A 21,535-nucleotide genomic window follows, 5' to 3' on the forward strand; every position below is an offset into this window, starting at 1 on the left:
GATTCGATGGGTGGAGCAGCGGCAGGGGCGGCGGCGGGCGCGATGGCGCGGGCGCGGCGACGACTGGTGTCGCATTTCATGTCGAACGACGCGGTCTCCGCCGACAAGGCGATCAACTACGCGCCCGACCGCGGGATGGAGCGGCGGCTGCTCGAACGGCTGATCGACCAAGGCGTGCTCCATGTCGGCAAGGCGGGCACCTATTGGCTCGACATCCCGGCCTATGATGCGTGGACGCGCAAGCGGCGACGGCGCGCGGGTATCATGGTCGGCACGGCGGTCGCGATCGGCGCGGCGCTGAGTTTCTTCGCGGGCTGATGCCCAACCGGCTGCAACTGACCGGCGTGACCGCGCGGCCCACGCCGCCGCCTTTGCCGCCGGGCGCGTTGCGCGTGCGCGGGCGGATCGCCGAGGCGATGCTCGCGGCACATGCGCTGGCGCCCGAGGATGCGATCGAGTTCGCGCCCGATCCGCGCGACACGGCGGCGTTTGCGGCGTTGCGCGCCGACGGGATCGTCCGCGAACTGCCCGGCGAGCGTTTCTGGTTCGACCTCGTCGCCTATCACTTGCGCGAACAGGCGCGCGGGCGCGTGCGGGCGATGTGGGGGTTCGGCCTCGCGCTGGTCGTCGCGGTGATCGCGGTGATGTTCTATCGCGGCTAGCCCGCGCGGAAGGTCAGTCCCGCCTTCGCCACCAGCCGCTCGCGCAACGCATCGCCCATCAGCGCGCCGGGGGTCCAGATCCCGCCGTCGCCCTTTACATCCCGCACCAGACAGAGCGCACTCTCGGCGATCATCTTGCTGGTCGAACCGTAACCGGGATCGCGGTCGCCGGTGACGACGCAATCGATCCGCGCGCCATCGGGATATTCGCCGATGAACAATATGTCGTAATGCCCGGCGTCGCGCTCTTCCTTCGACGGGCCTTCGCCGGGCTTGGGCCCCTTGTCGCTCGCCAATGGATTGATCTTGGCGATCGCCTCGGCCGCCGCCTTGCCGAGATCGCCAAGCCCCGCGACCATCATCTCGTCATAGACGAAGTCGGCGCCGTATTTCTCGCCGAGCAGGAAGTTGGTGCGGTGGACGTTCTTGGTGTTGATCGGCGCCATGATGAATGGCGCGACCCACGCGCCCACCGAAGAATCGTATTCGGGGATCAGCCCGGTCGGCTGGTGCGGTCCCTTGAACCCCGGGGTCAGCGCGAAAGGACTGGTCAGCAGCTTCAGGATCCCGGGGTCGCGCGCGGCAGCGGCGAGCGTCGCCTTCAGGCTAGCCGCGGTGCCGCCCGAAAAGCCGCCCTTCATCACCCGGACGCGGCCTTTGACGCGCGGCGCGGGCGTACCGTGCTTGGTGATCGCGCATTGTTGGAGCGCGAGGACGCCCAAATCGAACGGGATCGAATCGAACCCGCATGAAAACACGATCCGCGCGCCGCTCGCCCTGGCAGCATCGTGATGCGCGTCGATCATGTGCCGCATCCACGCCGGCTCGCCGCAAAGGTCGACATAGGCGGTGCCCGTCGCGGCACACGCGGCGACCAGGTCGCTGCCGTAGAGCTGATACGGCCCGACGGTCGAGATGATGACCGTCCCGCGCTTGCACATCGCCGCAAGGCTCGCCGGGTCGTCCGAATTGGCGGTAATTAGCACGGTGTCTTTGGCCGCACCGATCAGGTCGCGCACTTCCTCCAGCTTCGACAGCGACCGCCCGGCCATCGCCCATGAGACGCCGCTCGGATAATTCTCGACCAGATATTCGGCGACCAGCCGCCCGGTGAACCCGGTCGCGCCATAGACGATGACATCGAATTCGCGCGCCATTGGTCTCTCCCCGTCAGGCAGCCTCGCTGAACTGCAATGCCGCCAGCCTAGCATATAACCCGCCACGCGCATTGAGCGTCGCGTGCGTGCCTTCCTCGACGATGCGGCCGTCGTCCATCACGATGATCCGCCCCGCCGCGCGCACCGTCGCGAGGCGGTGCGCGATGACCAGGGTCGTGCGCCCGTCCATCAGCCGTTCGAGCGCTTGCTGGACCAATTGCTCGCTTCCCGCGTCGAGCGCGCTGGTCGCTTCGTCGAGCAGCAGGATCGGCGCGTCGCGCAGCAATGCGCGGGCGATCGCGAGCCGCTGGCGTTGCCCGCCCGACAGCCGCGCGCCGCCTTCGCCCATGAACGTGTCGAGCCCGTCGGGCAGTTTGCGCAGGAATTCGGCGGCATTGGCCGCCTCGGCGGCGGCCCAGATCGCGTCGTCGCTCGCGTCCCAGTCGCCGTAGCGGATATTATCGCGCGCCGAGGCGCCGAAGATCACCGTTTCCTGCGGCACCATCGCGATGCGGCGGCGGATCGCGGCGGGATCGGCGGCGGGCAACGGTACGCCGTCGATCGCGATCTCGCCGCTATCCGGGTCGTAAAAGCGTTGGAGAAGCTGGAACAAGGTGGACTTGCCCGCGCCTGATGGTCCGACCACCGCAACGGTCTCCCCCGGCGCAACGTCGAGCGAAAAATCCACCAGTGCCGACACGTCGCGCCGTGTCGGATAGCGAAACGCGACATGGTTGAAACGGATCGCACCGCGCGCCGGTTCGGGCAGCGCGACGGGGCTGGCGGGCGCCGCGATCCCCGGCTGCATCACGAGCAACTCGCCAAGCCGCTCGGCGGCGCCGGCGGCACGCAGCAAATCGCCATAGACTTCGCTCAGCGCGCCGAATGCGCCGGCGACGAGCACGCTGGTCGTCACGAACGCCAGCAGCGTGCCCGGCGAAATGACCCCCGCCGACACCGCGCCCAGTGTCGTGCGGAGAAGCAGGGAGAGCCCGCCAAACAGCAGCCCGATCACCATCGACGTCATCAGCGCGCGGATCAGGATCCGGCGCTTGGCCGCGACGAACCCGCGGTCGACCGCGCCGGCGAATCGCTCGGCCTCGCGCCGCTCTTGCGAGAACGCCTGAACCACCTTCATCGCCGACAGGGTCTCGACCGCCATTGCGCCGATATCGGCGATGCGGTCCTGGCTCGACCGCGAGTGACCGCGGACGCGGCGGCCGAGGAGCACGAGCGGCAGAACGAGGACCGGAATGCCGATCATCAGCATGCCGGCCAAGCCTGGGTCGTAATAGAACAACAGCGCCACGCCGCCGACGCCGGTGAGCAGATTGCGTAGCGCGACCGAGACGGTGGTGCCGACCGCCATTTCGATCTGTGCGGTATCGGCGGTCAGCCGCGACGCGATTTCCGACGGGCGGTTTTCCTCGAACCAGCCGGGTTCCAGCCGCAACAAATTGGATTGCACCGCGACCCGTACATCGGCGACCGTTCGCTCGCCCAGCCACGAAACGAAGTAGAACCGGATAGCGGTTGCGATCGCCAGCACGCCGACCAGCGCGAATAGCGCGGTGAAGGCGCGGTTTTCACCCAGCCCGGACCGGCCATCGACCACCATTTTCAGAATCCAGGTGAGGCTCAGCGTCGCCCCCGTGGTGGTGAGCAACGCGGCCAACGCGATCGCCAGATGGCCGGGATAGCGACTGACTGCGCGCCAGACCATCATCAGGCTACCGAGCTTGCGGCCCGGTTTCGGTGCGTCGGTAAGGGGATCGGCCATGATCGTTACGCCGTAGAGCCGCATAGAGGATGCTGCAACGGCGCATCGTTAAGGCCGTTGTGTGCGCTGCAACATCGGCCTAGGGCTTGACCCCAAGTAAACGGTTACGATGTATCGGGGGCCAATGCTTTACAACGCATATGAAATGCAGCGGTCGATGCTGGCAGGGGCCAGCGCCTGGGCCAATTTCAGCGCCGAACTGCTGAACAATCCGTCCTATCCGTTCTCCTATTTTGGTGGCGGGCCGGTGCTGGCATCGGCGTTGGAGGTTTTTGCGCATGCCTCCGCGCCTCGCGGCAAACCCGATTTCGGGCTCGACCGCACCGTGATCGACGGCAAGGAAATCGAGGTCGACGAGCAGATCGTTCTGCGCAAGCCGTTCGGCCAGCTCAAGCATTTTGCGCGCAAGGGCGTCGAGGGCGGCCCGCGGCTGCTGATCGTGGCGCCGATGTCGGGCCATTATGCGACGCTGCTGCGCGGGACGGTCGAGCGGATGCTGCCGTTCGCCGACGTCTACATCACCGACTGGCGCGACGCGCGGTCGGTGCCGTTGAGCGACGGGACGTTCGACCTCGACGATTACGTCGATTATCTGATCGAGTTCATGGAGAAGGTCGGGCCGGGCGCGCACATGCTCGCGGTCTGCCAGCCGTCGGTGCCGTGCTACGCCGCCGCTTGCCTGATGAGCGCGGACAAGAATCCGTGCCGGCCCAGGACGCTGACCTTGATGGGTGGCCCGATCGACACACGCGAAGCGCCGACCGCGGTCAACACGCTGGCGACCGAGCGCCCGTTCTCCTGGTTCGAACAGAATGTCATCGCGACCGTGCCGATCAACTATCCGGGTGCCGGTCGCCGCGTCTATCCGGGTTTCCTGCAACTCGCCGGGTTCATGACAATGAATCTCGGCAACCACATGACCTCGCATTGGGAGATGTTCAAACACCTCGTCCAGGGCGAGGATGTCGAGGCCGATGCGACCAAGGATTTCTACGGGGAGTATCGCTCGGTCTGCGACATGACCGCCGAATTCTACCTCCAGACGATCGATGTGGTGTTCCAGCACCACAAATTGCCCAAAGGCGAGATGATGCACCGCGGGCGGCGGGTCGATCCCGGCGCGATCACCGACATCGCGCTGCTGGCGATCGAAGGCGAGCGCGACGATATTTCGGGGCTCGGCCAGACCAAGGCGGCGCTGACCATCGCGACCAATTTGCCGGAAGCCGAGAAGAAGTATCTCGTCGCCGACGCCGGGCATTACGGCATCTTCAACGGCAGCAAGTGGCGCACGCAAATCGCGCCGGTCGTCGAACAGTGGATCGCCGCGCACGACGCTTGATCCCGTGCAGCTAACGCAGCTTATCGAGCGCTTCCCTGATCCTTGGCTCGCGGATTGTCGCAGGGTTAGCAGCGGCAGTAACTTTGCCGTTTGTTACGAACAGCACGAATATCCCGCCCGACGCCGATGTCGCAACTGCATCGGTCGAACCCTCGCACATGCCCGAATCGCCCGGATAAACACGAAGCGCCCTCTGCGGCTTCTGGCCTTTCAGTAAGTTGGACGTAAGTGCGACTGCATAAGTGCGCACGTCCGTCCATCGTGCCCAAAAGGGTTGGAGGCGGACAACTTTGGCAAGAACTACCGTCGTTGCGCTATCCCATTGGGAAGCTTCCCATGACGACATCGAAGCATCGTTGAACGCTTTGATCCTCGCCGCATAGGCAATGCCCGATTCGCTCTGCGTCTGTGCTGGCGGCGGCAGTATCGAACAAGCCAGCGCGGTACCCGAGAATGTCAGGGCGGCACCGGCGGTCGCGAATGCCACTAGTCGAGTGAAGTCAGGCATTGTCGCAAAATGCCGCGATCCGACGACTTAGGCAAAGTCTATATCAGGCGGCCGTGGTGCTTACCTTCGCGTGACTGCCTTCTTCGCCCGCGTCGATCTTGGCGCCGAACAGCATCTTGACCTTGCCCGACAGCGACATGTCGGTTTCCCAGAATTCGGCATCCGATATGTCGAAGCGCAGCAGCGCGAGGTTGGGGTCGTCCTTGCCGCCCGGAAACCATGCCTCGACTTGCTTGTTCCAGAGCTTGTCGATCATCGCGAAATCGTTGTCGACCCGCGCCGTGCCGGCCAGGCACGCGAAGAAATCGTGCCCCTTGGACACGAACTGCACCATCGCGGCTTCGCCGGCGGCGAGGCGATTGTCCTTGCCGATGAAGAAGAACAAGGTGTCGACCTGATCCTCGTCGAGCTGCGCGGTCAGTGGCTCGCTATGCCCGCCATCGTCGAGCCCGATCATTACGAACGGGCTGGCAGCGAGCTTCTTCCAGAAATGCTGCTTGATTTCCTGTTGGTCAGCCATGTGGTTTCTCCTCAGATACGAGGAGACAACGCCCGCGGCGGTTTAGGTTTCCGCCAGCGCCAACGCGGGTTGGGCATCGAGGCGGGGATCAGGGCCGAAGCGATTTGCTCCGCCAGTGCCGGGCAGCAAATAAAACGCAAAATTGGCGATTATTATCGCAACGAAGACAATGCTCGAGGTGATCGTCAACGGACTCCAGCCGATCGTTCGATGCAGATTAATCGGCCCCGGAGCTAAGTTCATGTCGAGGTCGTTGCCCGCCGGAGCAAACCACCAGTTCAGCGCGAACAGCGTAACGGCGATCAGCGGCAAAGCCGCCCATCGACCACTCCTGCTCTGATCATGTAAGCGGCGGACCAGCAACGGAATCCACGGCCAGTTCCAGAGAACAAACCAGATGCTCTCGATCACGCGCTCAAATGCAGATGGGGGGTAGCTGTAAAGGAAATAAATCAGGCTCGACAGGAGGCCGAGCAGCCAGAACGACAGGACTTCGGTCCGCGTCGAGCGCCCGCGAAACTGGAACATATCGACGAACGGCCGGAACGCCAGCCGTAGCGACACCTTGTTTGGACCATAGTCGCTGCGCATGGAGCGGAGGGTGCGTGCCGCGCCCTCCGCCGTCAAGCGTCAGAGAACCTCGAACAGCCCCGCCGCGCCCTGGCCGCCGCCGACGCACATTGTCACGACGACGTACTTCGCGCCGCGGCGCTTGCCCTCGATCAGCGCGTGTCCCGTACAGCGCGCGCCGGTCATGCCGTAGGGGTGGCCGATCGAGATCGACCCGCCGTTGACGTTGAGCAGCTCGTCGGGAATGCCCAGCTTGTCGCGGCAGTAGAGCACCTGCACCGCGAAGGCTTCGTTGAGCTCCCATAGCCCGATGTCGTTCATCGTCAGCCCGTTGCGCTCAAGCAATTTGGGGATCGCGAAGACCGGACCGATACCCATCTCGTCGGGCTCGGTGCCCGCGACCGCCATGCCTACATAGCGGCCGAGCGGGGTCAACCCGCGCTTCGCGGCGAGCGATTCCTCCATCAGCACACTCGCCGACGATCCGTCCGACAGCTGCGACGCGTTGCCCGCGGTCACGGTGAAATCGGGGCCGAGCACCGGCTGCAGCCCGCGCAGACCCTCGATCGAGGTTTCGGGGCGATTGCCCTCGTCCTTGCTGATCGTCACCTCGTGGTGCGTGACTTCCTTGGTTTCCTTGTTGGTCATCGCCATCGTCGCTTTGACCGGCACGATCTCGGCGTCGAAATAGCCCGCTTGCTGCGCCGCGGCGGTGCGCTGCTGCGACTGGAGCGCGTAATCGTCGCACACCTCGCGGCTGATATTGTAGCGCTTGGCCACGACCTCGGCGGTCTGCAGCATCGGCATGTAGACGTCCTTGTGCATCGCCAGCAGCTCGTCGTCGCGGCCGACGCGCATCTGCGGGGTCTGCACCATGGAGATCGATTCGACCCCGCCGCCGACCGTCACGTCCATGTTGTCGACGATGATCTGCTTGGCCGCGGTGGCGATCGCCATCAGGCCCGACGCGCATTGGCGATCGATCGACTGGCCCGCGACCGAGACTGGGAGGCCGGCACGGAGCAGCGAGGTGCGCGCGATGTTGCCCGCCTGCACGCCCTGCTGAAGCGCGGAGCCGAACACGACGTCCTGCACTTCGGCCGGGTCGATCCCGGCGCGCTCGACCGCGGCCTTGATCGAGTGGCTGGCGAGCGTCGGCGACGGCGTGTTGTTGAACCCGCCGCGATACGCGCGGCCGATCGGGGTACGTGCGGTGGAGACGATGACGGCGGAGCGCATTTCAATCCTTTCGTCGTCCCGGCGGAGGCCGGGACCGCTGAGTTAGGGTGCGCTGCCGGCGTTGCTAGGGCAACCCGGCGGCCCCGGCCTCCGCCGGGGCGACGCATTACGTCAAACGAAAATCTGGCTGATCCATTCGGCGATCAGGGCGGGCTTGTCCTTGCCCTCGATCTCGACGGTGAACTCGTTGGTCTGCTGCCACTGGCCGGGGCGCTTTTCGATCAGCTCCATCAGCTTGAAGCGGCCGCGCACCTTGCTGCCCGATGGTACCGGGGTCAGGAAGCGGACTTTGTTGCCGCCGTAATTGACCCCCATTTTTACGCCCTCGATCCGCGGCTGGTCAGCCTTGGACGCCAGCAACGGCATCAGCGACAGCGTTAGGAAACCGTGCGCGATGGTCCCGCCGAACGGGGTTATCTTGGCCATTTCGGGGTTCACGTGAATGAACTGATGATCACCCGTCGCGTCGGCGAACTTGTTGATCATGTCCTGGCTGACCTCGACCCAATCGGACACGCTCTCGCGCCCGATCTGCGTGGCCAGATCCTGGATGGTGACGGTGTCGGTCGTGGTGGCCACGGCATTCCCCTCTCGGACATTTTTGCGCATAGCGCGTCGAACCCCATATGCGCGAGCGCGGCGATCCCGCAAGCCTCGCTAGACCGGAAACCGGAAAATGACCGCTGACGCTACGTCATCCGCTCGTAAAATCATGGCCGCGCAGTACCGTGCCCCCGAACCGGATATTCTAAAGCCGTTATTGGCGCGCGCCGCGCTGACCCCCGACTCGCGCGCGCGGGTGATGGGCCATGCGTCGGGACTGCTCGCCGATCTGCGCGCGGCGCAGAACAAGGGATGGGTCAACCAGTTCCTGCAGGAATACCGGCTCAATTCGTCGGAGGGCATCGCTTTGCTGTCGCTGGCGGAGGCGTTCCTGCGCGTCCCCGATCCCGAAACCGCCGATCTGCTGATCGCCGACAAGCTCGGCGATGCCGATTGGCGCGCGCATACGGGGGAGAGCAATTCGTCGTTGGTCAACATCGCGACTTGGGGGCTGGTGGTCGGCCGCGTCCTGGTCGGCGAGGGCGAGGCAGGACCACTGCGCCGCCTGATTAGCCGCGCCGGCGAGCCGTTCGTGCGCCAGGCCGTCGGCGCGGCGATGCGGATGATGGGCGAGATTTTCGTCATGGGCCGCACGATCGACGAAGCGATGGCGCGGATGCGCAAGCCCGACAATCGCGGCTTCACTGCCAGTTTCGACATGCTGGGGGAAGCGGCGCGGACGATCCCCGACGCGGCGCGCTATTTTAACGCCTATACCGACGCGATCGACGCGGTCGGGCGCGATCCGGCGGCGGGACATTCGATCTCGGTCAAGCTCTCGGCGCTCCACCCGCGCTACGAGGTCGCGCAATACGACCGCTGCGTGCCGGCGCTGACCGAGATGCTCGAAGCGCTGGCGGTGCAGGCGGCGGGCAAGCATATCGCGCTGACGGTCGATGCCGAGGAATCCGAGCGGCTGGAGATGAGCCTCGACATCATCGGAGCGGTTGCCGCGTTGCCGAGCCTGAAGGGCTGGGACGGGTTCGGCATGGCGGTGCAGGCGTACGGCAAGCGCGCGCGGCCGGTAATCGAATGGGCGAACAATCTCGACCGGCTGATGAACGTGCGGTTGGTCAAGGGCGCGTACTGGGACTCGGAGATCAAGCGCACGCAGGTCGAGGGCCTCGCCGATTATCCGCTGTTCACGCGCAAGGCGGCGACCGATGTGTCATACCTCGCCGTGGCGCGCGACATGCTCGACGCGAAGAACATTCGCCCGGCGTTCGCCAGCCACAACGCGCTGACCGTCGCGACGTTGATCGAATGGGCGGGCAACAGCCGCGACTTCGAATTCCAGCGCCTCCACGGCATGGGCGACGGTCTCTACGAGCGGCTGGTGCAGGATCAGGGCTATCACTGCCGCATCTACGCGCCGGTCGGCGGGCATCGCGATTTGCTCGCGTATCTGGTGCGGCGGCTGCTGGAGAATGGGGCGAACTCGAGCTTCGTGCATCAATTGGCGGACGAGAATTTGTCGGAGGAGGAAATTCTCGCCGACCCGGTCGAGAAGATCGCCGCGGTTGGCGGCGCGCGGCATCCGAGCATTCCGTTGCCAATCGATCTGTTCGGCGACCGCAAGAATTCGAGCGGGATCGATTTGAGCGATCGGGATGTGTTGGCGGGCGTCGCTCGGGAAGTTTCTGCCGATAGTCCACTCGCTCCCGAAGCGAGCTTGGCTGCGGCAGCGTTGCCAGTGGGTGTTGAGGGTGTCGCAACGGCGATTGGAACGGCGTACGCGGCCTTTCCGCGCTGGTCCGCGACACCCGTTGATCAGCGTGCGGCGATGCTCGAGCGATTGGCCGATCTGCTGGAGGAAAATCGCGAAAAGCTGATGGCGATTTGCGTGCAGGAAGCGTTCAAGACGATTCCCGACGCGGTTGGTGAAGTGCGCGAGGCAGCCGATTTCTGCCGCTACTACGCGCAACAGGCGCGCGCCGGACTCCAGTCGATCGAGCTCCCCGGGCCGACCGGTGAGCGCAATACGCTGCACCTCGATGGTCGCGGCGTCTGGGCGACGATCGCGCCATGGAACTTCCCGCTGGCGATTTTCCTTGGGCAGACCGCAGCCGCATTGGTGGCGGGCAACACCGTCGTGGCCAAGCCTGCACCTCAAACACCGATGGTCGCTGCTTTCGCTGTGGAACTGGCCCACGAGGCGGGCATTCCATGGGACGCGCTGATCCTCGCCCCCGGCGGCCCGGAAGTCGGCGCGGCGCTGACCGCCGACCCGCGCATCATGGGCGTCGCGTTCACCGGATCGACCGCCACCGCGAAGAAGATCGCGCGGTCGCTGCTCGAGGACGACAACCGCCCGATCGTCCCGCTGATCGCCGAAACCGGCGGAATCAATGCGATGATCGTCGACTCTACCGCGCTGCCTGAGCAAGTGGTCGCGGACGTCGTCACCTCTTCGTTCCGCTCGGCGGGGCAGCGCTGCTCGGCGCTGCGGCTGTTGCTGGTGCAGGAGGACATCGCCGACGCGACGATCGAGATGCTCAAGGGCGCGATGGACTTGCTGGTCCTCGGCGATCCGGCTGATCCCAAAACCGATGTCGGACCCGTGATCGACCAGGCGGCCTACGACAAATTGATGACGTATCGCGCCGCACCCAAGGGCAAGGTCATCAAGACGCTCGATGCGCCCGCCAGCGGCCTGTTCGTCCCACCGACGCTGATCCAGCTCGACGCGATCGAGGACCTCCAAGCCGAATGGTTCGGCCCAATCCTCCACGTCGCGACCTGGCCCGCGGGTAAGCTTTCGGAGACGATCGCGCGGGTCAACGCCAAGGGGTATGGCCTGACGATGGGGCTCCACAGCCGCATCGCGCGCGCCGGCGACGTCGTCGAGGCGGAAGCAGCGGTCGGCAATCTCTACATCAACCGCTCGATGATCGGCGCGGTCGTGGGCAGCCAGCCGTTCGGTGGCGAAGGGCTGTCAGGAACCGGCCCGAAGGCGGGCGGTCCGCATTACCTCTACCGCTTCATCGCCGAACGCGCGGTGTCGGTCGATACGACCAGCGCGGGCGGCAACGCGACGCTGCTCAGCCTTGACGAAGGCGGGATTTGACGGCCTTTTGCGGGTCGAGCGACGGTGATTCGATCAGGGGGCTGACGACAATGCGGAAGATGGTGATCGCAAGTGCGCTGGCGCTCGCCACAGTGACGATGCCTGCGCACGTCGCGTTGGCCGACGCTCCAGCCGCGACGGCGCCGGCCATGTCGGGCGAGCAGGCGACGTTCGACAAGGGTCTGCACAAGCAGACCGGCGACGTGGCCATCCCGGCCGCAGGCGCGGTGCTCCACCTCGGCACCCAATATTATTTCCTCGGCGCCGACGAGGCCAGGAAGGTGCTGGTCGACGTCTGGGGCAATCCGCCGAGCGAAGCCGATGGCGTGCTCGGGTTGGTGATTCCGGCGGGCAAGACGGTGTTCGACAACGCCTGGGGCGCGGTGATCACGTTCAACGACAGCGGATATGTCACCGACGACGATGCCGACAGCGCCGATTACGACAAGATCCTGACCGACATGCAGTCGGGCGAGGCGGACAACAATGCCGAGCGAGTCAAAGGCGGGTACAAGGCGATCCACCTCGTCGGCTGGGCGCAGCCGCCATCGTACGACAAGGCCAATCATTCGCTGATCTGGGCGCGAGATCTCAGATTCGATGGCGTGCCGGTCGATACGCTCAATTACGACGTCCGCATTCTCGGGCGGAAGGGCGTGCTGAGCATGAACATGTTGTGGGACATGCCGCATCTGAACGAGGTCCGCGCCGCCGCGCAGGATTTCGGCAAGGTCGCAACCTTCACCAGCGGCGCAACCTATGCCGAGTATAACTCGGGCACCGACAAGGCGGCGGGCTATGGTCTGGCCGGACTGGTCGGGCTCGGGGTCGGCGTGGCGGTGGCGAAGAAGCTCGGGTTCCTCGGGCTGATCCTGCTCTTCGGCAAGAAATTCCTCGTCATCTTCGCTGTGGCCGGCGCGGCGATCGCCGGCTGGTTCAGGAAGCTGTTCCGCCGCAAGAGCGACACGCTGGAGGGCTAGGCTCCGCCCTCCTGATCCGACGATGATCGGTCACCCGATGAAGGGGGCTTGGCGATCGTTTCGTTGCTGTCCTTGATCTTCTTCGCGCGCTTGGGCTGAATCAATCCGGCTTCTTCGGCGGTCAGGCCGATCTGGGTCGGATAGGCCAGCGCGATGCCATCGTCGTTGAACCGCTGAATGATCGCCAGCCCGACCGAATGGCGCAGGTCGAACATGTCCTGCAGCGCGGCGCTGTGCGAATCGAACTGCACTTCGAAGTCGTAGCTTTGCGCGCCGAACGCGACGAATCCGGCGCGAACGAACGTACCCTTGTGATCCTCGACGATGTCCTTGAGCAGGTGGGGCAGCATTTCCATCACCGCGATCGGCGTGGTTTGAACAACCCCGAGCGTGAAGATGATGCGGCGGAATTCGCGCTGGGTGTTGTTGACGATTTCGTTGTCGAGCAACTTCTTGTTGCCGATGATGCGCGCTTCGCCGGCGGTGCCGCGGATGCGGGTCGATCGCATGCCGATCGATTCGACCGTGCCGGCGGACTTGTCGAAGGTGATCGCATCGCCCTTCTTGAACGGGCGGTCGAAGATGATCGCGATCGCCGCAAACAGATCGGCGAAGATGCTTTGCGCGGCCAGGCCGATGGCGATGCCGCCGACGCCGAGGCCGGCGATCAGCCCGGTCGCATCATAGCCCAAATTGGACAGCATCAGCACGAACGCGATGGCAAAGATGACGAACGTCACGAACACGCGGATTAAACCCATCGCGTTGACCAGCGCTTCGCCATGGTAATCGCTGGCGGACGTGCGGTGTTCGATCGTGCCCAGGATGATCTCGCGTATCCAGATCGCACCCTGGAACGCTGCGGCGATGGTGAAGAGGAAGTTGACCGCAGCGACCACGCCTTCTGGAGCGGCGGCGAATTGCGCGACGCTGACGACGATCTTTGCGGCCGCCATTGCGATGAAGAAGTTCTTGGTCTTGGCCAGCGCGCGGCCGAGCACTGTGCCCCAACCGGTGTGCGAGACGTCGCGTGCGCACAGCCGTTTGCCCAGGCTTTTCACGAAGTGCAGCGCCAGGAAGAGCACAATCCCGGCGCCGACCGCGATCAGGATTTGCAGCCAGTGGGTGGCGAACCACGCCGTGGCCGAATCGTAGAATTCGCCGGCCTGACTGCGCAGGTCGGCGGCCGGGTGGGTCGCAATAGTGTTGGTCATCGAACTCTCTTCAGGCTGCCTTGCGGCGCGGCTTGGCGCCGGCCTCCAGGAACGCGATCAAGCCGCGTTCGTAACGGTCGAGATAGCGCGTCTCTCGCGGCAGGGCGAGCTTCTCGCGAAATTTCGCCTGGCCGTTCTTGGCGAGTTCGATCAGCGCCGGATGGACATAGGATTTGCGCGCGATGGCGGGCGTGTTGCCGAGCGCCTCGGTCACCGGCTCGAGCATCGTCTTAAGCCCGATATCGCCCTCCGCGCTGGCCAGCGCCTCGAATGCCAGCACGCTCGCGCCCCAGGTGCGGAAATGCTTCGCAGTGAAGTCGGCGCCGGTCGCTTCGCGGATATAATCGTTGACGTCGGACGAAGTGACCGGATGCGGTTCGCCGTCGTCGCCGACATATTGGAACAGCTGCTGGCCGGGCAGATCCTGGCATTTCTTGACGAACCGCGCGAGACTGCCGTCGCTGATCGCCAGCAGCTTCATCTTGCCCGATTTGGCGCGGTACTGAAGCTTCAGCGTGCTGCCGCTGACCTTGGCATGACGGTTGCGCAGCGTCGTCGCACCGAAGCTCTTGTTCGTCTGCGCATAGACTTCGTTGCCGATCCGCAAATAGCCGATGTCGAGGAGCTTCACGATCGCCGCGACGGTGCGTTCCTTGCTGTGGCTGCGCGTTTTCAGATCGAGATCGACTTGCGCGCGCAGCTTGGCCAGCGCGCGGCCGAATGCGGCGCAGCGGTCATATTTCTCGCCTTCCTTGCGACTGCGGAAATCGACGTGATAGCGATATTGCTTGCGGCCCTTGGCGTCCCAGCCGACCGCCTGGATATGGCCGTGCGGCTTGGGGCTGAACCAGGCATTCTCATAGGCGGGCGGCAGGCCGATCGCGTTCAGCCGCTCGATCTCGTCGCGGTCGGTGATGCGCTTGCCCTCGGCGTCCCAATAGCCCCAGCCATGCCGTACCTTCTTCCGGGCGATGCCGGGCTGGCTGTCGTCGCTATAGACTAATCGGGTCATACGGCTCCATTTCGCTAGGCCTTCGGAAATGCGCGGCTCACCGCTTCGTTCCGGAACGCGGCGCGGCGGCGTTGGTTGGAGGGGCGAACAATCCCCAAGGAGCTTCGACCATGGCCGACCTGAAAAACGCCCGCGTGCTGATGATCGCGACCGACGGTTTCGAGAACGACGAACTGTTCAAGCCGCGCCAGGCGCTGATCGATGCCGGCGCGACCGTGACGCTGGCGTCGATCGAGAGGGAGCCGATCCAGGGCGAGAAGGCTGGCGAAAAGGCCGACACGATCACGCCCGACATGACATTGCGCGATGTCGATACCGAGGAATTCGACGCGCTCGTCATCCCCGGCGGGGTCGGCAACCCGGACAAGATGCGGTTGCAGGGCCGCGCGATCCAGATCGTCGAGGAGTTCATGGACGACGACAAGATCGTCGCGGCGATCTGTCACGGGCCGTGGCTGCTGGTCGAGGCCGACGTGATCGACGGGCGCAAGGTGACGAGCTGGCCGTCGATCCGCACCGACCTGGAAAATGCCGGGGCGGATGTGGTCGATCAGGAGGTGGTCGTCGACGGCAAGCTGATCACCAGCCGCAAGCCCGACGATATTCCGGCGTTCAATCGGGCGATCATCGATGCGTTGGCGGAGGAACTGGCGGACGCTTAACGCGCAGCTCCTTCAGTCCGTCATGCTGAACTTGTTTCAGCATCCAACGCGCCGCAGGTGGCGCTTCGCTTGTTGCACGATGGATGCTGAAACAAGTTCAGGATGACGGCAGGAGATTTGGCTGGCCGTCGCGCCTTCCCCGCAGGTGGAGCCCATTGACCCACTTCTGCGCTGGCCGCTCGACAAGGTGATAGAGCGCGACCGAGCAGCCGAGCACCAGCGCCAAGTAAAGCGCGATCAGCACCGGCGGGATCGCGTGCGCGTCGTCGACGAAGGCGAGCTTGAACACCACGAACAGCATGAAGTGCGAGAGATAAGTCGCGTAGCTGATCTCGCCGAGATAATGCAGTGGCGCCCAGTCGAGGGGGTTGCCGCGCATGCTTGAGGTTAGCGATAGGCCGAGCAGTAGGCCCGCGAAGGCGAACGGCACCGCCAATGTCTCCGGCACGCCAAACGCCCACGCAATCATTGCGACGGCGCTACCGCCAAATGCAACATAGGCCGGAGTCGACGGTGCCTCTTTCCACCGCAGCCACAGTGCGCAAATCGCGCTCCCTGCGGCGAATTCGGTCAGGCAGCGGACCAGGCCGAAGCGCGCGATGTCGTGGCCGAGGGTCGGTTCGCCGGACATCACGACGGCGAGTATCACGAGGAAAGCCGCCGCCACGCCGGCGACCAACCAGCTCGGCAACGCGCGCCAATCGACCGCGCGCACCAGCAACGGGAAAGCGAGATAAGCGGCGAGCTCGCAACTGATCGACCAGGCCGGGTCGTTCCACGCCAGTTTGGCGGTGAAGCCCCAATTCTGCAGCAGGAAGACGTGCAGCGGCAGCTCGCCGAACGGATATTTGACCGGGTCGTGCCGTCCCGCGGCGGCGAGCGCCAGCGCCAGCGCGACCGCGCCGCCAAGCACGAACAGATGCAGCGGCCAGATCCGCGCGACGCGTTTCTGGAGGAACGCCGGCACCGCACGCCAGCCATCGTTGCGCAGCCGCGCCCCCCAGCTCAGCCAGATCACGAACCCCGACAGCAGGAAAAAGAAATCGACCGCGAGATAGCCCTTGGCGAAGACATGCACCCACGCCTCGGGCAACCCCGCGACCGACAAGCGGATGTGGTACAGCACCACCATCCACGCCGCGACGCCGCGTGCGCTGGTCAGCGCGCGGAGTTCGTGCTGCCCGGTCATGCCAGCGCCGGTTGGGGATCGGTCGAGCGGTTGCGGCGTCCCATCGGCCGGAACGACGTTTCCGCACGCTTGCGCTTCAGGTAGGTGTCGAGCCCGATCTGCGCGCCGATCATCATGAACATGAACGGCTGGAACGCGATCGCGATGAAGCACGCGCCGAGCATGTAGAGGATCTGCCCCGCCTGGAGCGCCCCGGCGAGCGGCGCGATCCACGCTTCCTTCTCGGGCGCCTTGCGGTAGCGGCGGCGGATCACTTCCATCCGCACGATCCCGGTCAGGCTGATCGCCATCCACAGGAGGAAGCCCGGCCAGCCCTGTTCGCCGAGCATTTCGAAATAGGCCGAGTGGTATGCACGCGCGCGGTCGGTGGTCAGCGTGGTGTCGAGCTTGGCGTTGCCCGCGACCCCATCCGCTTTCACGATGTCGTAGCGGATCTGGTTCTGGCGGTACATTTCGAAGCCGCCCCCCATTGGGTGCAGCTTGACGTATTCCCACGTCCATTTCCACACCGCGACCCGCGTCGCGGCGGATTCGTCCTGCTGGTAGGTCTGGATCGTCGACATACGGTCGGTGAACGACTTGGGCAGGAACGGCACCGCGACCAGCCCGAGCGCGCCGATCATGCCGAGGTAGAGAAACTTGCGCCTGGCATCGCGCAACAGCAGCAGCGCGAGCAGACCGATGCACAGCAAGCCGGTGCGGGTCGAGGTGCCGATCGGGATCAGCAGGCAGGCGAAGACCAGCGCGGCGGTGAACAATTTGACCTTCCAGTCGCGCTTGAAGATCGTGCCGTATTTGCCCAGCCACAGGATCGTCGGAATGATCGCGATGGCGACGGTCGAGATCGTCGATCCCTCGTACAGCCCCGAATTGTTGGTCACCATCAAGTCGAGCGAGCCATAGCCGCCGCCGCCCGCCGCGGTCTTGATCCCGCCGACAATGATGATCGATGCCGCCGACAGGATCATGAAGGTGAGCAACGATTCGATCCGCAACCGCGTGCGCAACGTGAGCGGCAGGAACGCGGCGAAGGCGAGGCATTTCCACACCCAATCCCATTTATCGAGCGCTTCCATCGGGAAGTCGGCGCGCATCGTCGTCACCGCGCACCACCCGAGCAGCAGCACGATCAGCAACTGGCGCGGTGCGATGCGCGTGTCTTCCTTGCGATCGACAACCGCCCAGGACGCGACCGCCAGCGCGACCGCGATCAGCGAGATCGGCACCGTATTGAGCAGGGTATAGGTCAGCCGCTGCGGCGAGACGATGTCGATATAGACATAGGTCAGGATGAACAGGAACGGGCGCCGCAGCGCGAGCCCCATCAGCGCGAGCAGATAACCGACAAAGGCGAGATCGTGGATCATGGGCGCTTGAACGGTTTTTCGGGAGGCTCGGGACGCTCGTCGTCGAGGTCGCGGCGGCGCAGCAGGAACCATGCCGCGAGCAGCATCAGTCCATGGCTTACGGCCAGCGCGAAATTGTCGATCATTGGCCCGTGTCCGCCTGTCTCCCGCTTTGCCTAGCGACCCCGGGTTGACGCTGCGTTAAACACTGGCGTGGCAGAGGTTATTAACGATGCGCATCCTCCACGTCCTCGACCACGGTCTGCCGTTGCAGAGCGGCTACACCTTTCGCACGCGCGCCATTCTGAAGGCGCAGATCGCGCGCGGGTGGAAGGTCGCGGCGGTGACCGGGGCACGGCACGGTTTGAGCGCTGTGGCCGCCGAGACGGTTGACGGACTCGATTTCTATCGCACCGAACCGTCCGGCGAATCGCTCCCGGTGATCGGCGAGTGGCGCGAAATCGGGGCACTGGCCGAGCGCGTGACAGAGGTCGCGCGCGACTTCCGCCCCGACGTCATTCACGCGCATTCGCCGGTGATGGACGCGATGGCGGCATTGCGCGCGGGTCATGCGCTCGGCGTGCCGGTGCTCTACGAAATCCGCGCCTTCTGGGAAGATGCGGCGGTCGGCAACGGCACGGGCAGCGAAGGGTCGCTCAAATATCGCGCGACCAAATGGCTGGAGACGCGCGCGGTCCGCCGCGCCGATGCCGTCGCGGTGATCTGCGAGGGGTTGAAAGGCGACCTGGTGGCGCGCGGGATCGACCCGGCCAGGATCATGGTGTCGCCCAACGGCGTCGATCTGACCTTGTTCGGCGAGCCATTGCCGCGCGATGCCGCGCTCGCCGCCGACTTGGGGCTGGGTGAGCATGACGATGTCGCCGGGTTCATCGGTAGCTTCTACGACTATGAAGGTCTCGACGATCTTATCGCGGCGATGCCCGCGCTCGTTGCCGCGCGGCCCCACGCGAAGTTGCTGCTCGTCGGCGGCGGACCGATGGAGCAGGCGCTCCGCGCGCAAGCCGCCGCGTCGCCGGTCGCGGGCGCGATCCGGTTCGTCGGGCGTATTCCGCATGACCAGGTCGAGCGGTATTACAGTTTGATCGACGTGCTCGCCTATCCGCGCAAGAAGATGCGGCTGACCGATCTGGTCACCCCGCTCAAGCCGCTCGAAGCGATGGCGCAGGGGCGGCTGGTCGCGGCGTCGGATGTCGGCGGGCATCGCGAACTGATTCGCGACGGCGATACCGGCACGCTGTTTGCCCCGAACAGCCCTGACGCGATTGCGAGCGCGGTGGCCGGATTGTTCGCCGACCGCACCGGCTGGGACGCCCGTCGAGCGAGGGCGCGGGCCTTCGTCGAGCGCGATCGTAACTGGTCGTCAAACATTTCGCGTTACGCCCCGGTTTACCAAAGACTTATCGACGCTCGGAAATCGGATCCCGCATGTTTGCCACGAACCGTCGCCAGCACCTGATGTCCCTCGGCGCGCTCTTCGCCCGCCGCTCGCCGGTCGCGGTGCCGATTGCCCCGGCCGCGGGAATCGTCGCCGCGGGCCTGGTTGCGGTCGCGTTCCTGCTCATGCCGATCGTGGTGATCGAGGACATGGCGATGGACAGCGGCGTCGCCGCGATGCTGACCGCCGCCGCGCCGCCGTTCGGGCTGACCGCGCGGCTGGCCGTCGCCTTCTTCGCTGCGCTCGCTGCCGGGGGAGTTATCTGGTTCGGGCTGTTCCTGATCCTGGGCGCGCGCACCGTCTTGCTCAATCGCGCAACGCCTGAGGATGGCGTCCCCGTGCTACGCCGCGCCGACGCGCATCCCGATGCGCCGCCGCGCCGCCCGGTGTTCGCCAATCGCGACCTTGGCACGCCGTTCCTTGACGTGAAGGCCGAGCCGGTCGTGGAAGAAGCGGACGTGCCGGCCATCGTGCCGCATTTCGTGGTCGAGGCGTGCGACGTGCCCGCCGATCTCGACACGCCGATCGCCGCGTATCGCACGCCGACCGACGCGCCGCTGCCCGATCCCGAGCCCGCACCGCAAGCGCCGGTCCTGGCCCCGACCTCCGCGCAACTGCCCGATCCGGAACCTGCGCCGCAAGCGCCGGTCCTGACCCCGGTCTCCGCGCCGCGCTTCGCGCCGCATGAGCGGATCGAAACGTTCGGCCTGGCGGTCGCACCGGACAACGAACCGTCACAGCCGCTGCCGCAAGCGACTATCCACGATTTGCTCGAGCGGCTTGAGCGTGGCGTCGCCAAGCGCCAGCCAGAACCCGCCGCCGAAGCAGAGCCGGAGCGCGAGCAAACGCTCGAAGAAACGCTCGACGCACTCCGCGCGCTCGCCCGGCGGGTCGGCTAGCCCTCGATCAGCAGCAGTTCGATCGTCGCAGCGTTGGCTCGGCGTTCTACCAACTCCGCACTCGCGACGAAATGCCCGGACAACGGCAAGTCCATGTCGGGCAACGCGATAAGCCATTCGTCGAGCCGCTCGTCATCGGCGCTTTCGACCGCGATCGTCAGCCGCGTCCCGACGAACAGCGCCGATGCCCAAGGTCGCTCTCCCAGCACGTCGATCGTGACGTTCAGCGACCGCTCCGCCGCCAAACGTCGCAAAAGTCGCACCCCTACGCGCATGAGCGGCGTCATCGCGGCGACCCCTGCGCGACGATGAAGTCGATTACGCGAACGGCAGTGGACGAACGCGGTTCGCGCCCGTTACGCAAGTCGAGCACGAAGCGCGGATCGTTGACCGCGAGCCGCCCGAACTTGGTCGCGGGCATGCCCGTCCGCCGCAAAAACCGTTCCACTTCCCGCCCGATATGCATTGCCAAGCCCTTCTCGATTCGCTCGAATAAGTTCTTGTTCTGTTCCAAAATCCAACTTGTCTAGGAAATTTCCTACGACTATGGTGCTGACGATGGACGCGCGGCAAACGGTGGCGGCGATGGCCGATGAAATGGGCACCAGCCTGGCGGCGCTGTCGCGGATGATCGGGCGCAACCCGGCCTATCTGCAGCAGTTCGTCCAGCGCGGGTCGCCCAAGCGGCTCGACGAGGAGGCGCGGGCGCGGCTCGCGGCGTTCTTCGGGATCGACGAGGGCCTGCTCGGCGCGCCGCAGCGCGATGTCGGGATGGTGGCGGTGCGGCGGATCGATGCTCAGGCCGCGGCCGGGCCGGGCGGGCTGGTCGAGGACGACCGCGCAATCGGCGAGGAGCGCATCGACCCGCGAGTCGCTGCGCGGCTAGGCGTGACGCCTGACGCGCTGACCATGATCACCGCACGCGGGGATTCGATGGAGCCGCTGATCCATGACGGCGATGCACTGTTCGTCGATACCGGCGACCGGCGATTGTCGTCGCGGCCCGGGCTGTTCGTGCTGCGGCTCGATGGCGCTCTGCTGGTCAAGCGAGTGGCGCGGATCGGGCTCGAGCTTCGCATCGCCAGCGACAATCCCGCCGCCCCGCCCATCGCGCCGGTGCGCGCGGATCGGGCGGAGATTATCGGGCGGGTGGTAAGATTGGCGCGCTCGCTGAAGTGAGGCTCAACGCCGCCGGTCGACCAACCAGATTACCACCGCGGCGGCGACGCCGGCGAGCGCGCCGATCAACAGCCACATCAGCGCGTTCCCCCGCGTCATCCCCAGGACGGCGCCGACGGTCAGCCCTATCGCAATAAGGAAACCGCCGGC

The 21,535-nt window shown here is 65.3% G+C and carries 23 protein-coding genes; 9 read left to right on the top strand and 14 right to left on the bottom strand.

Annotated elements, in window-relative coordinates; all coding sequences use genetic code 11:
* Positions 1–6 precede the first annotated feature (6 nt).
* Together JWM94_RS01090 and JWM94_RS01095 are read left to right on the top strand one after the other, a co-directional pair.
* A complete protein-coding gene (locus JWM94_RS01090) occupies positions 7–318 on the top strand; it encodes a hypothetical protein (protein WP_299420020.1) in 312 nt (103 codons plus the stop codon).
* Positions 318–662 (top strand): hypothetical protein, encoded by a 345-nt coding sequence (locus JWM94_RS01095; RefSeq protein WP_299420023.1) that lies wholly within the window; start codon positions 318–320, stop codon positions 660–662. The genes JWM94_RS01090 and JWM94_RS01095 overlap by 1 nt, the downstream gene beginning before the upstream one ends.
* Here the strand turns inward: JWM94_RS01095 and JWM94_RS01100 are convergent.
* Both JWM94_RS01100 and JWM94_RS01105 read right to left on the bottom strand, forming a co-directional pair.
* Entirely contained in the window at positions 659–1,819 is a 1,161-nt protein-coding gene (locus JWM94_RS01100) for a saccharopine dehydrogenase NADP-binding domain-containing protein (RefSeq protein ID WP_299420026.1), read from the bottom strand. The genes JWM94_RS01095 and JWM94_RS01100 overlap by 4 nt on opposite strands.
* Before the next feature lie 13 nt (positions 1,820–1,832).
* A complete protein-coding gene (locus JWM94_RS01105; RefSeq protein ID WP_299420030.1) occupies positions 1,833–3,599 on the bottom strand; it encodes an ABC transporter transmembrane domain-containing protein in 1,767 nt (588 codons plus the stop codon).
* A 124-nt stretch (positions 3,600–3,723) separates the two neighbouring features.
* Here JWM94_RS01105 and JWM94_RS01110 point away from each other — a divergent pair, with 124 nt between their 5' ends.
* Positions 3,724–4,941: a polyhydroxyalkanoate depolymerase gene (locus JWM94_RS01110; protein WP_299420033.1), complete on the top strand. Its 1,218-nt coding sequence runs from the start codon at positions 3,724–3,726 to the stop codon at positions 4,939–4,941.
* Between the two features lie 10 nt (positions 4,942–4,951).
* Here JWM94_RS01110 and JWM94_RS01115 read toward each other — a convergent pair whose 3' ends face one another.
* From JWM94_RS01115 to JWM94_RS01135, 5 genes are all read right to left on the bottom strand, one after another.
* Positions 4,952–5,449, bottom strand: coding sequence for a hypothetical protein (locus JWM94_RS01115; RefSeq protein ID WP_299420036.1), 498 nt, complete (start codon positions 5,447–5,449; stop codon positions 4,952–4,954).
* Positions 5,450–5,492: 43 nt separating this feature from the next.
* On the bottom strand, positions 5,493–5,969 hold the full coding sequence (locus JWM94_RS01120; RefSeq protein WP_299420040.1) for a pyridoxamine 5'-phosphate oxidase family protein: 477 nt from the start codon (positions 5,967–5,969) through the stop codon (positions 5,493–5,495).
* Between the two features lie 42 nt (positions 5,970–6,011).
* Positions 6,012–6,596 (bottom strand): DUF805 domain-containing protein, encoded by a 585-nt coding sequence (locus JWM94_RS01125; RefSeq protein WP_299420044.1) that lies wholly within the window; start codon positions 6,594–6,596, stop codon positions 6,012–6,014.
* A gap of 3 nt (positions 6,597–6,599) precedes the next feature.
* The gene (locus JWM94_RS01130) at positions 6,600–7,778 is read right to left on the bottom strand and encodes an acetyl-CoA C-acyltransferase (RefSeq protein WP_299420048.1); all 1,179 of its coding nucleotides are present in this window, start codon (positions 7,776–7,778) and stop codon (positions 6,600–6,602) included.
* Positions 7,779–7,889: 111 nt separating this feature from the next.
* Positions 7,890–8,387: a MaoC family dehydratase gene (locus JWM94_RS01135; protein ID WP_299420052.1), complete on the bottom strand. Its 498-nt coding sequence runs from the start codon at positions 8,385–8,387 to the stop codon at positions 7,890–7,892.
* A 67-nt stretch (positions 8,388–8,454) separates the two neighbouring features.
* Between JWM94_RS01135 and putA the strand changes: the two genes are divergently transcribed.
* Both putA and JWM94_RS01145 read left to right on the top strand, forming a co-directional pair.
* Positions 8,455–11,448, top strand: a complete 2,994-nt coding sequence (gene putA, locus JWM94_RS01140) for a bifunctional proline dehydrogenase/L-glutamate gamma-semialdehyde dehydrogenase PutA (protein ID WP_299420055.1) — start codon at positions 8,455–8,457, stop codon at positions 11,446–11,448.
* 50 nt (positions 11,449–11,498) lie between these two features.
* Entirely contained in the window at positions 11,499–12,428 is a 930-nt protein-coding gene (locus tag JWM94_RS01145; RefSeq protein ID WP_299420058.1) for a DUF2167 domain-containing protein, read from the top strand.
* Here JWM94_RS01145 and JWM94_RS01150 read toward each other — a convergent pair.
* Both JWM94_RS01150 and JWM94_RS01155 read right to left on the bottom strand, forming a co-directional pair.
* Entirely contained in the window at positions 12,425–13,642 is a 1,218-nt protein-coding gene (locus tag JWM94_RS01150; protein ID WP_299420063.1) for a mechanosensitive ion channel family protein, read from the bottom strand. The two genes, JWM94_RS01145 and JWM94_RS01150, sit on opposite strands and share 4 nt — an antisense overlap.
* A 10-nt stretch (positions 13,643–13,652) precedes the next feature.
* Positions 13,653–14,654 (bottom strand): DNA topoisomerase IB, encoded by a 1,002-nt coding sequence (locus JWM94_RS01155; protein ID WP_299420066.1) that lies wholly within the window; start codon positions 14,652–14,654, stop codon positions 13,653–13,655.
* A gap of 110 nt (positions 14,655–14,764) precedes the next feature.
* Between JWM94_RS01155 and JWM94_RS01160 the strand changes: the two genes are divergently transcribed.
* A complete protein-coding gene (locus tag JWM94_RS01160) occupies positions 14,765–15,316 on the top strand; it encodes a type 1 glutamine amidotransferase domain-containing protein (RefSeq protein WP_299420069.1) in 552 nt (183 codons plus the stop codon).
* Positions 15,317–15,413: 97 nt separating this feature from the next.
* Here JWM94_RS01160 and JWM94_RS01165 read toward each other — a convergent pair whose 3' ends face one another.
* From JWM94_RS01165 to JWM94_RS01175, 3 genes are read right to left on the bottom strand one after another with little or no spacing between them, the layout of a single operon-like run.
* On the bottom strand, positions 15,414–16,505 hold the full coding sequence (locus tag JWM94_RS01165; protein ID WP_299420073.1) for an acyltransferase: 1,092 nt from the start codon (positions 16,503–16,505) through the stop codon (positions 15,414–15,416).
* Positions 16,502–17,869: a putative O-glycosylation ligase, exosortase A system-associated gene (locus JWM94_RS01170; protein ID WP_299420100.1), complete on the bottom strand. Its 1,368-nt coding sequence runs from the start codon at positions 17,867–17,869 to the stop codon at positions 16,502–16,504. The genes JWM94_RS01165 and JWM94_RS01170 overlap by 4 nt, the downstream gene beginning before the upstream one ends.
* Complete coding sequence (locus JWM94_RS01175) at positions 17,869–17,997, bottom strand: hypothetical protein (protein ID WP_299420077.1); 129 nt, start codon at positions 17,995–17,997, stop codon at positions 17,869–17,871. The genes JWM94_RS01170 and JWM94_RS01175 overlap by 1 nt, the downstream gene beginning before the upstream one ends.
* Before the next feature lie 86 nt (positions 17,998–18,083).
* Here JWM94_RS01175 and JWM94_RS01180 point away from each other — a divergent pair, with 86 nt between their 5' ends.
* Together JWM94_RS01180 and JWM94_RS01185 are read left to right on the top strand one after the other, a co-directional pair.
* Positions 18,084–19,328: a TIGR04063 family PEP-CTERM/XrtA system glycosyltransferase gene (locus JWM94_RS01180; RefSeq protein WP_299420079.1), complete on the top strand. Its 1,245-nt coding sequence runs from the start codon at positions 18,084–18,086 to the stop codon at positions 19,326–19,328.
* Positions 19,328–20,206 carry a hypothetical protein gene (locus JWM94_RS01185; RefSeq protein WP_299420082.1) on the top strand — a complete coding sequence of 293 codons (879 nt, stop codon included), beginning with the start codon at positions 19,328–19,330 and terminating at the stop codon, positions 20,204–20,206. Before JWM94_RS01180 ends, JWM94_RS01185 begins: the two co-directional genes overlap by 1 nt.
* Here JWM94_RS01185 and JWM94_RS01190 read toward each other — a convergent pair.
* Together JWM94_RS01190 and JWM94_RS01195 are read right to left on the bottom strand one after the other, a co-directional pair.
* Complete coding sequence (locus JWM94_RS01190; RefSeq protein ID WP_299420085.1) at positions 20,203–20,493, bottom strand: hypothetical protein; 291 nt, start codon at positions 20,491–20,493, stop codon at positions 20,203–20,205. The genes JWM94_RS01185 and JWM94_RS01190 overlap by 4 nt on opposite strands.
* A complete protein-coding gene (locus tag JWM94_RS01195; protein ID WP_299420104.1) occupies positions 20,490–20,672 on the bottom strand; it encodes a hypothetical protein in 183 nt (60 codons plus the stop codon). Before JWM94_RS01195 ends, JWM94_RS01190 begins: the two co-directional genes overlap by 4 nt.
* A gap of 92 nt (positions 20,673–20,764) precedes the next feature.
* Between JWM94_RS01195 and JWM94_RS01200 the strand changes: the two genes are divergently transcribed.
* The gene (locus tag JWM94_RS01200) at positions 20,765–21,385 is read left to right on the top strand and encodes a S24 family peptidase (protein WP_299420088.1); all 621 of its coding nucleotides are present in this window, start codon (positions 20,765–20,767) and stop codon (positions 21,383–21,385) included.
* Positions 21,386–21,535 lie beyond the last annotated feature (150 nt).

This window comes from Sphingomonas bacterium (assembly GCF_028289855.1).
Taxonomy (GTDB): domain Bacteria; phylum Pseudomonadota; class Alphaproteobacteria; order Sphingomonadales; family Sphingomonadaceae; genus Sphingomonas.

Coding starts and splice junctions, on each gene's coding strand:
- JWM94_RS01090 (WP_299420020.1), top strand. CDS start 7: ATGGGTGGAGCAGCGGCAGGGGCGGCGGCGGGCGCGATGGCGCGGGCG.
- JWM94_RS01095 (WP_299420023.1), top strand. CDS start 318: ATGCCCAACCGGCTGCAACTGACCGGCGTGACCGCGCGGCCCACGCCG.
- JWM94_RS01120 (WP_299420040.1), bottom strand. CDS start 5,969: ATGGCTGACCAACAGGAAATCAAGCAGCATTTCTGGAAGAAGCTCGCT.
- JWM94_RS01160 (WP_299420069.1), top strand. CDS start 14,765: ATGGCCGACCTGAAAAACGCCCGCGTGCTGATGATCGCGACCGACGGT.
- JWM94_RS01165 (WP_299420073.1), bottom strand. CDS start 16,505: ATGACCGGGCAGCACGAACTCCGCGCGCTGACCAGCGCACGCGGCGTC.
- JWM94_RS01200 (WP_299420088.1), top strand. CDS start 20,765: ATGGACGCGCGGCAAACGGTGGCGGCGATGGCCGATGAAATGGGCACC.
- JWM94_RS01100 (WP_299420026.1), bottom strand. CDS start 1,819: ATGGCGCGCGAATTCGATGTCATCGTCTATGGCGCGACCGGGTTCACC.
- JWM94_RS01135 (WP_299420052.1), bottom strand. CDS start 8,387: ATGCGCAAAAATGTCCGAGAGGGGAATGCCGTGGCCACCACGACCGAC.
- JWM94_RS01150 (WP_299420063.1), bottom strand. CDS start 13,642: ATGACCAACACTATTGCGACCCACCCGGCCGCCGACCTGCGCAGTCAG.
- JWM94_RS01115 (WP_299420036.1), bottom strand. CDS start 5,449: ATGCCTGACTTCACTCGACTAGTGGCATTCGCGACCGCCGGTGCCGCC.
- JWM94_RS01130 (WP_299420048.1), bottom strand. CDS start 7,778: ATGCGCTCCGCCGTCATCGTCTCCACCGCACGTACCCCGATCGGCCGC.
- JWM94_RS01155 (WP_299420066.1), bottom strand. CDS start 14,654: ATGACCCGATTAGTCTATAGCGACGACAGCCAGCCCGGCATCGCCCGG.
- JWM94_RS01195 (WP_299420104.1), bottom strand. CDS start 20,672: ATGCATATCGGGCGGGAAGTGGAACGGTTTTTGCGGCGGACGGGCATG.
- JWM94_RS01145 (WP_299420058.1), top strand. CDS start 11,499: ATGCGGAAGATGGTGATCGCAAGTGCGCTGGCGCTCGCCACAGTGACG.
- JWM94_RS01105 (WP_299420030.1), bottom strand. CDS start 3,599: ATGGCCGATCCCCTTACCGACGCACCGAAACCGGGCCGCAAGCTCGGT.
- putA (WP_299420055.1), top strand. CDS start 8,455: ATGACCGCTGACGCTACGTCATCCGCTCGTAAAATCATGGCCGCGCAG.
- JWM94_RS01110 (WP_299420033.1), top strand. CDS start 3,724: ATGCTTTACAACGCATATGAAATGCAGCGGTCGATGCTGGCAGGGGCC.
- JWM94_RS01185 (WP_299420082.1), top strand. CDS start 19,328: ATGTCCCTCGGCGCGCTCTTCGCCCGCCGCTCGCCGGTCGCGGTGCCG.
- JWM94_RS01175 (WP_299420077.1), bottom strand. CDS start 17,997: ATGATCGACAATTTCGCGCTGGCCGTAAGCCATGGACTGATGCTGCTC.
- JWM94_RS01180 (WP_299420079.1), top strand. CDS start 18,084: ATGCGCATCCTCCACGTCCTCGACCACGGTCTGCCGTTGCAGAGCGGC.
- JWM94_RS01190 (WP_299420085.1), bottom strand. CDS start 20,493: ATGACGCCGCTCATGCGCGTAGGGGTGCGACTTTTGCGACGTTTGGCG.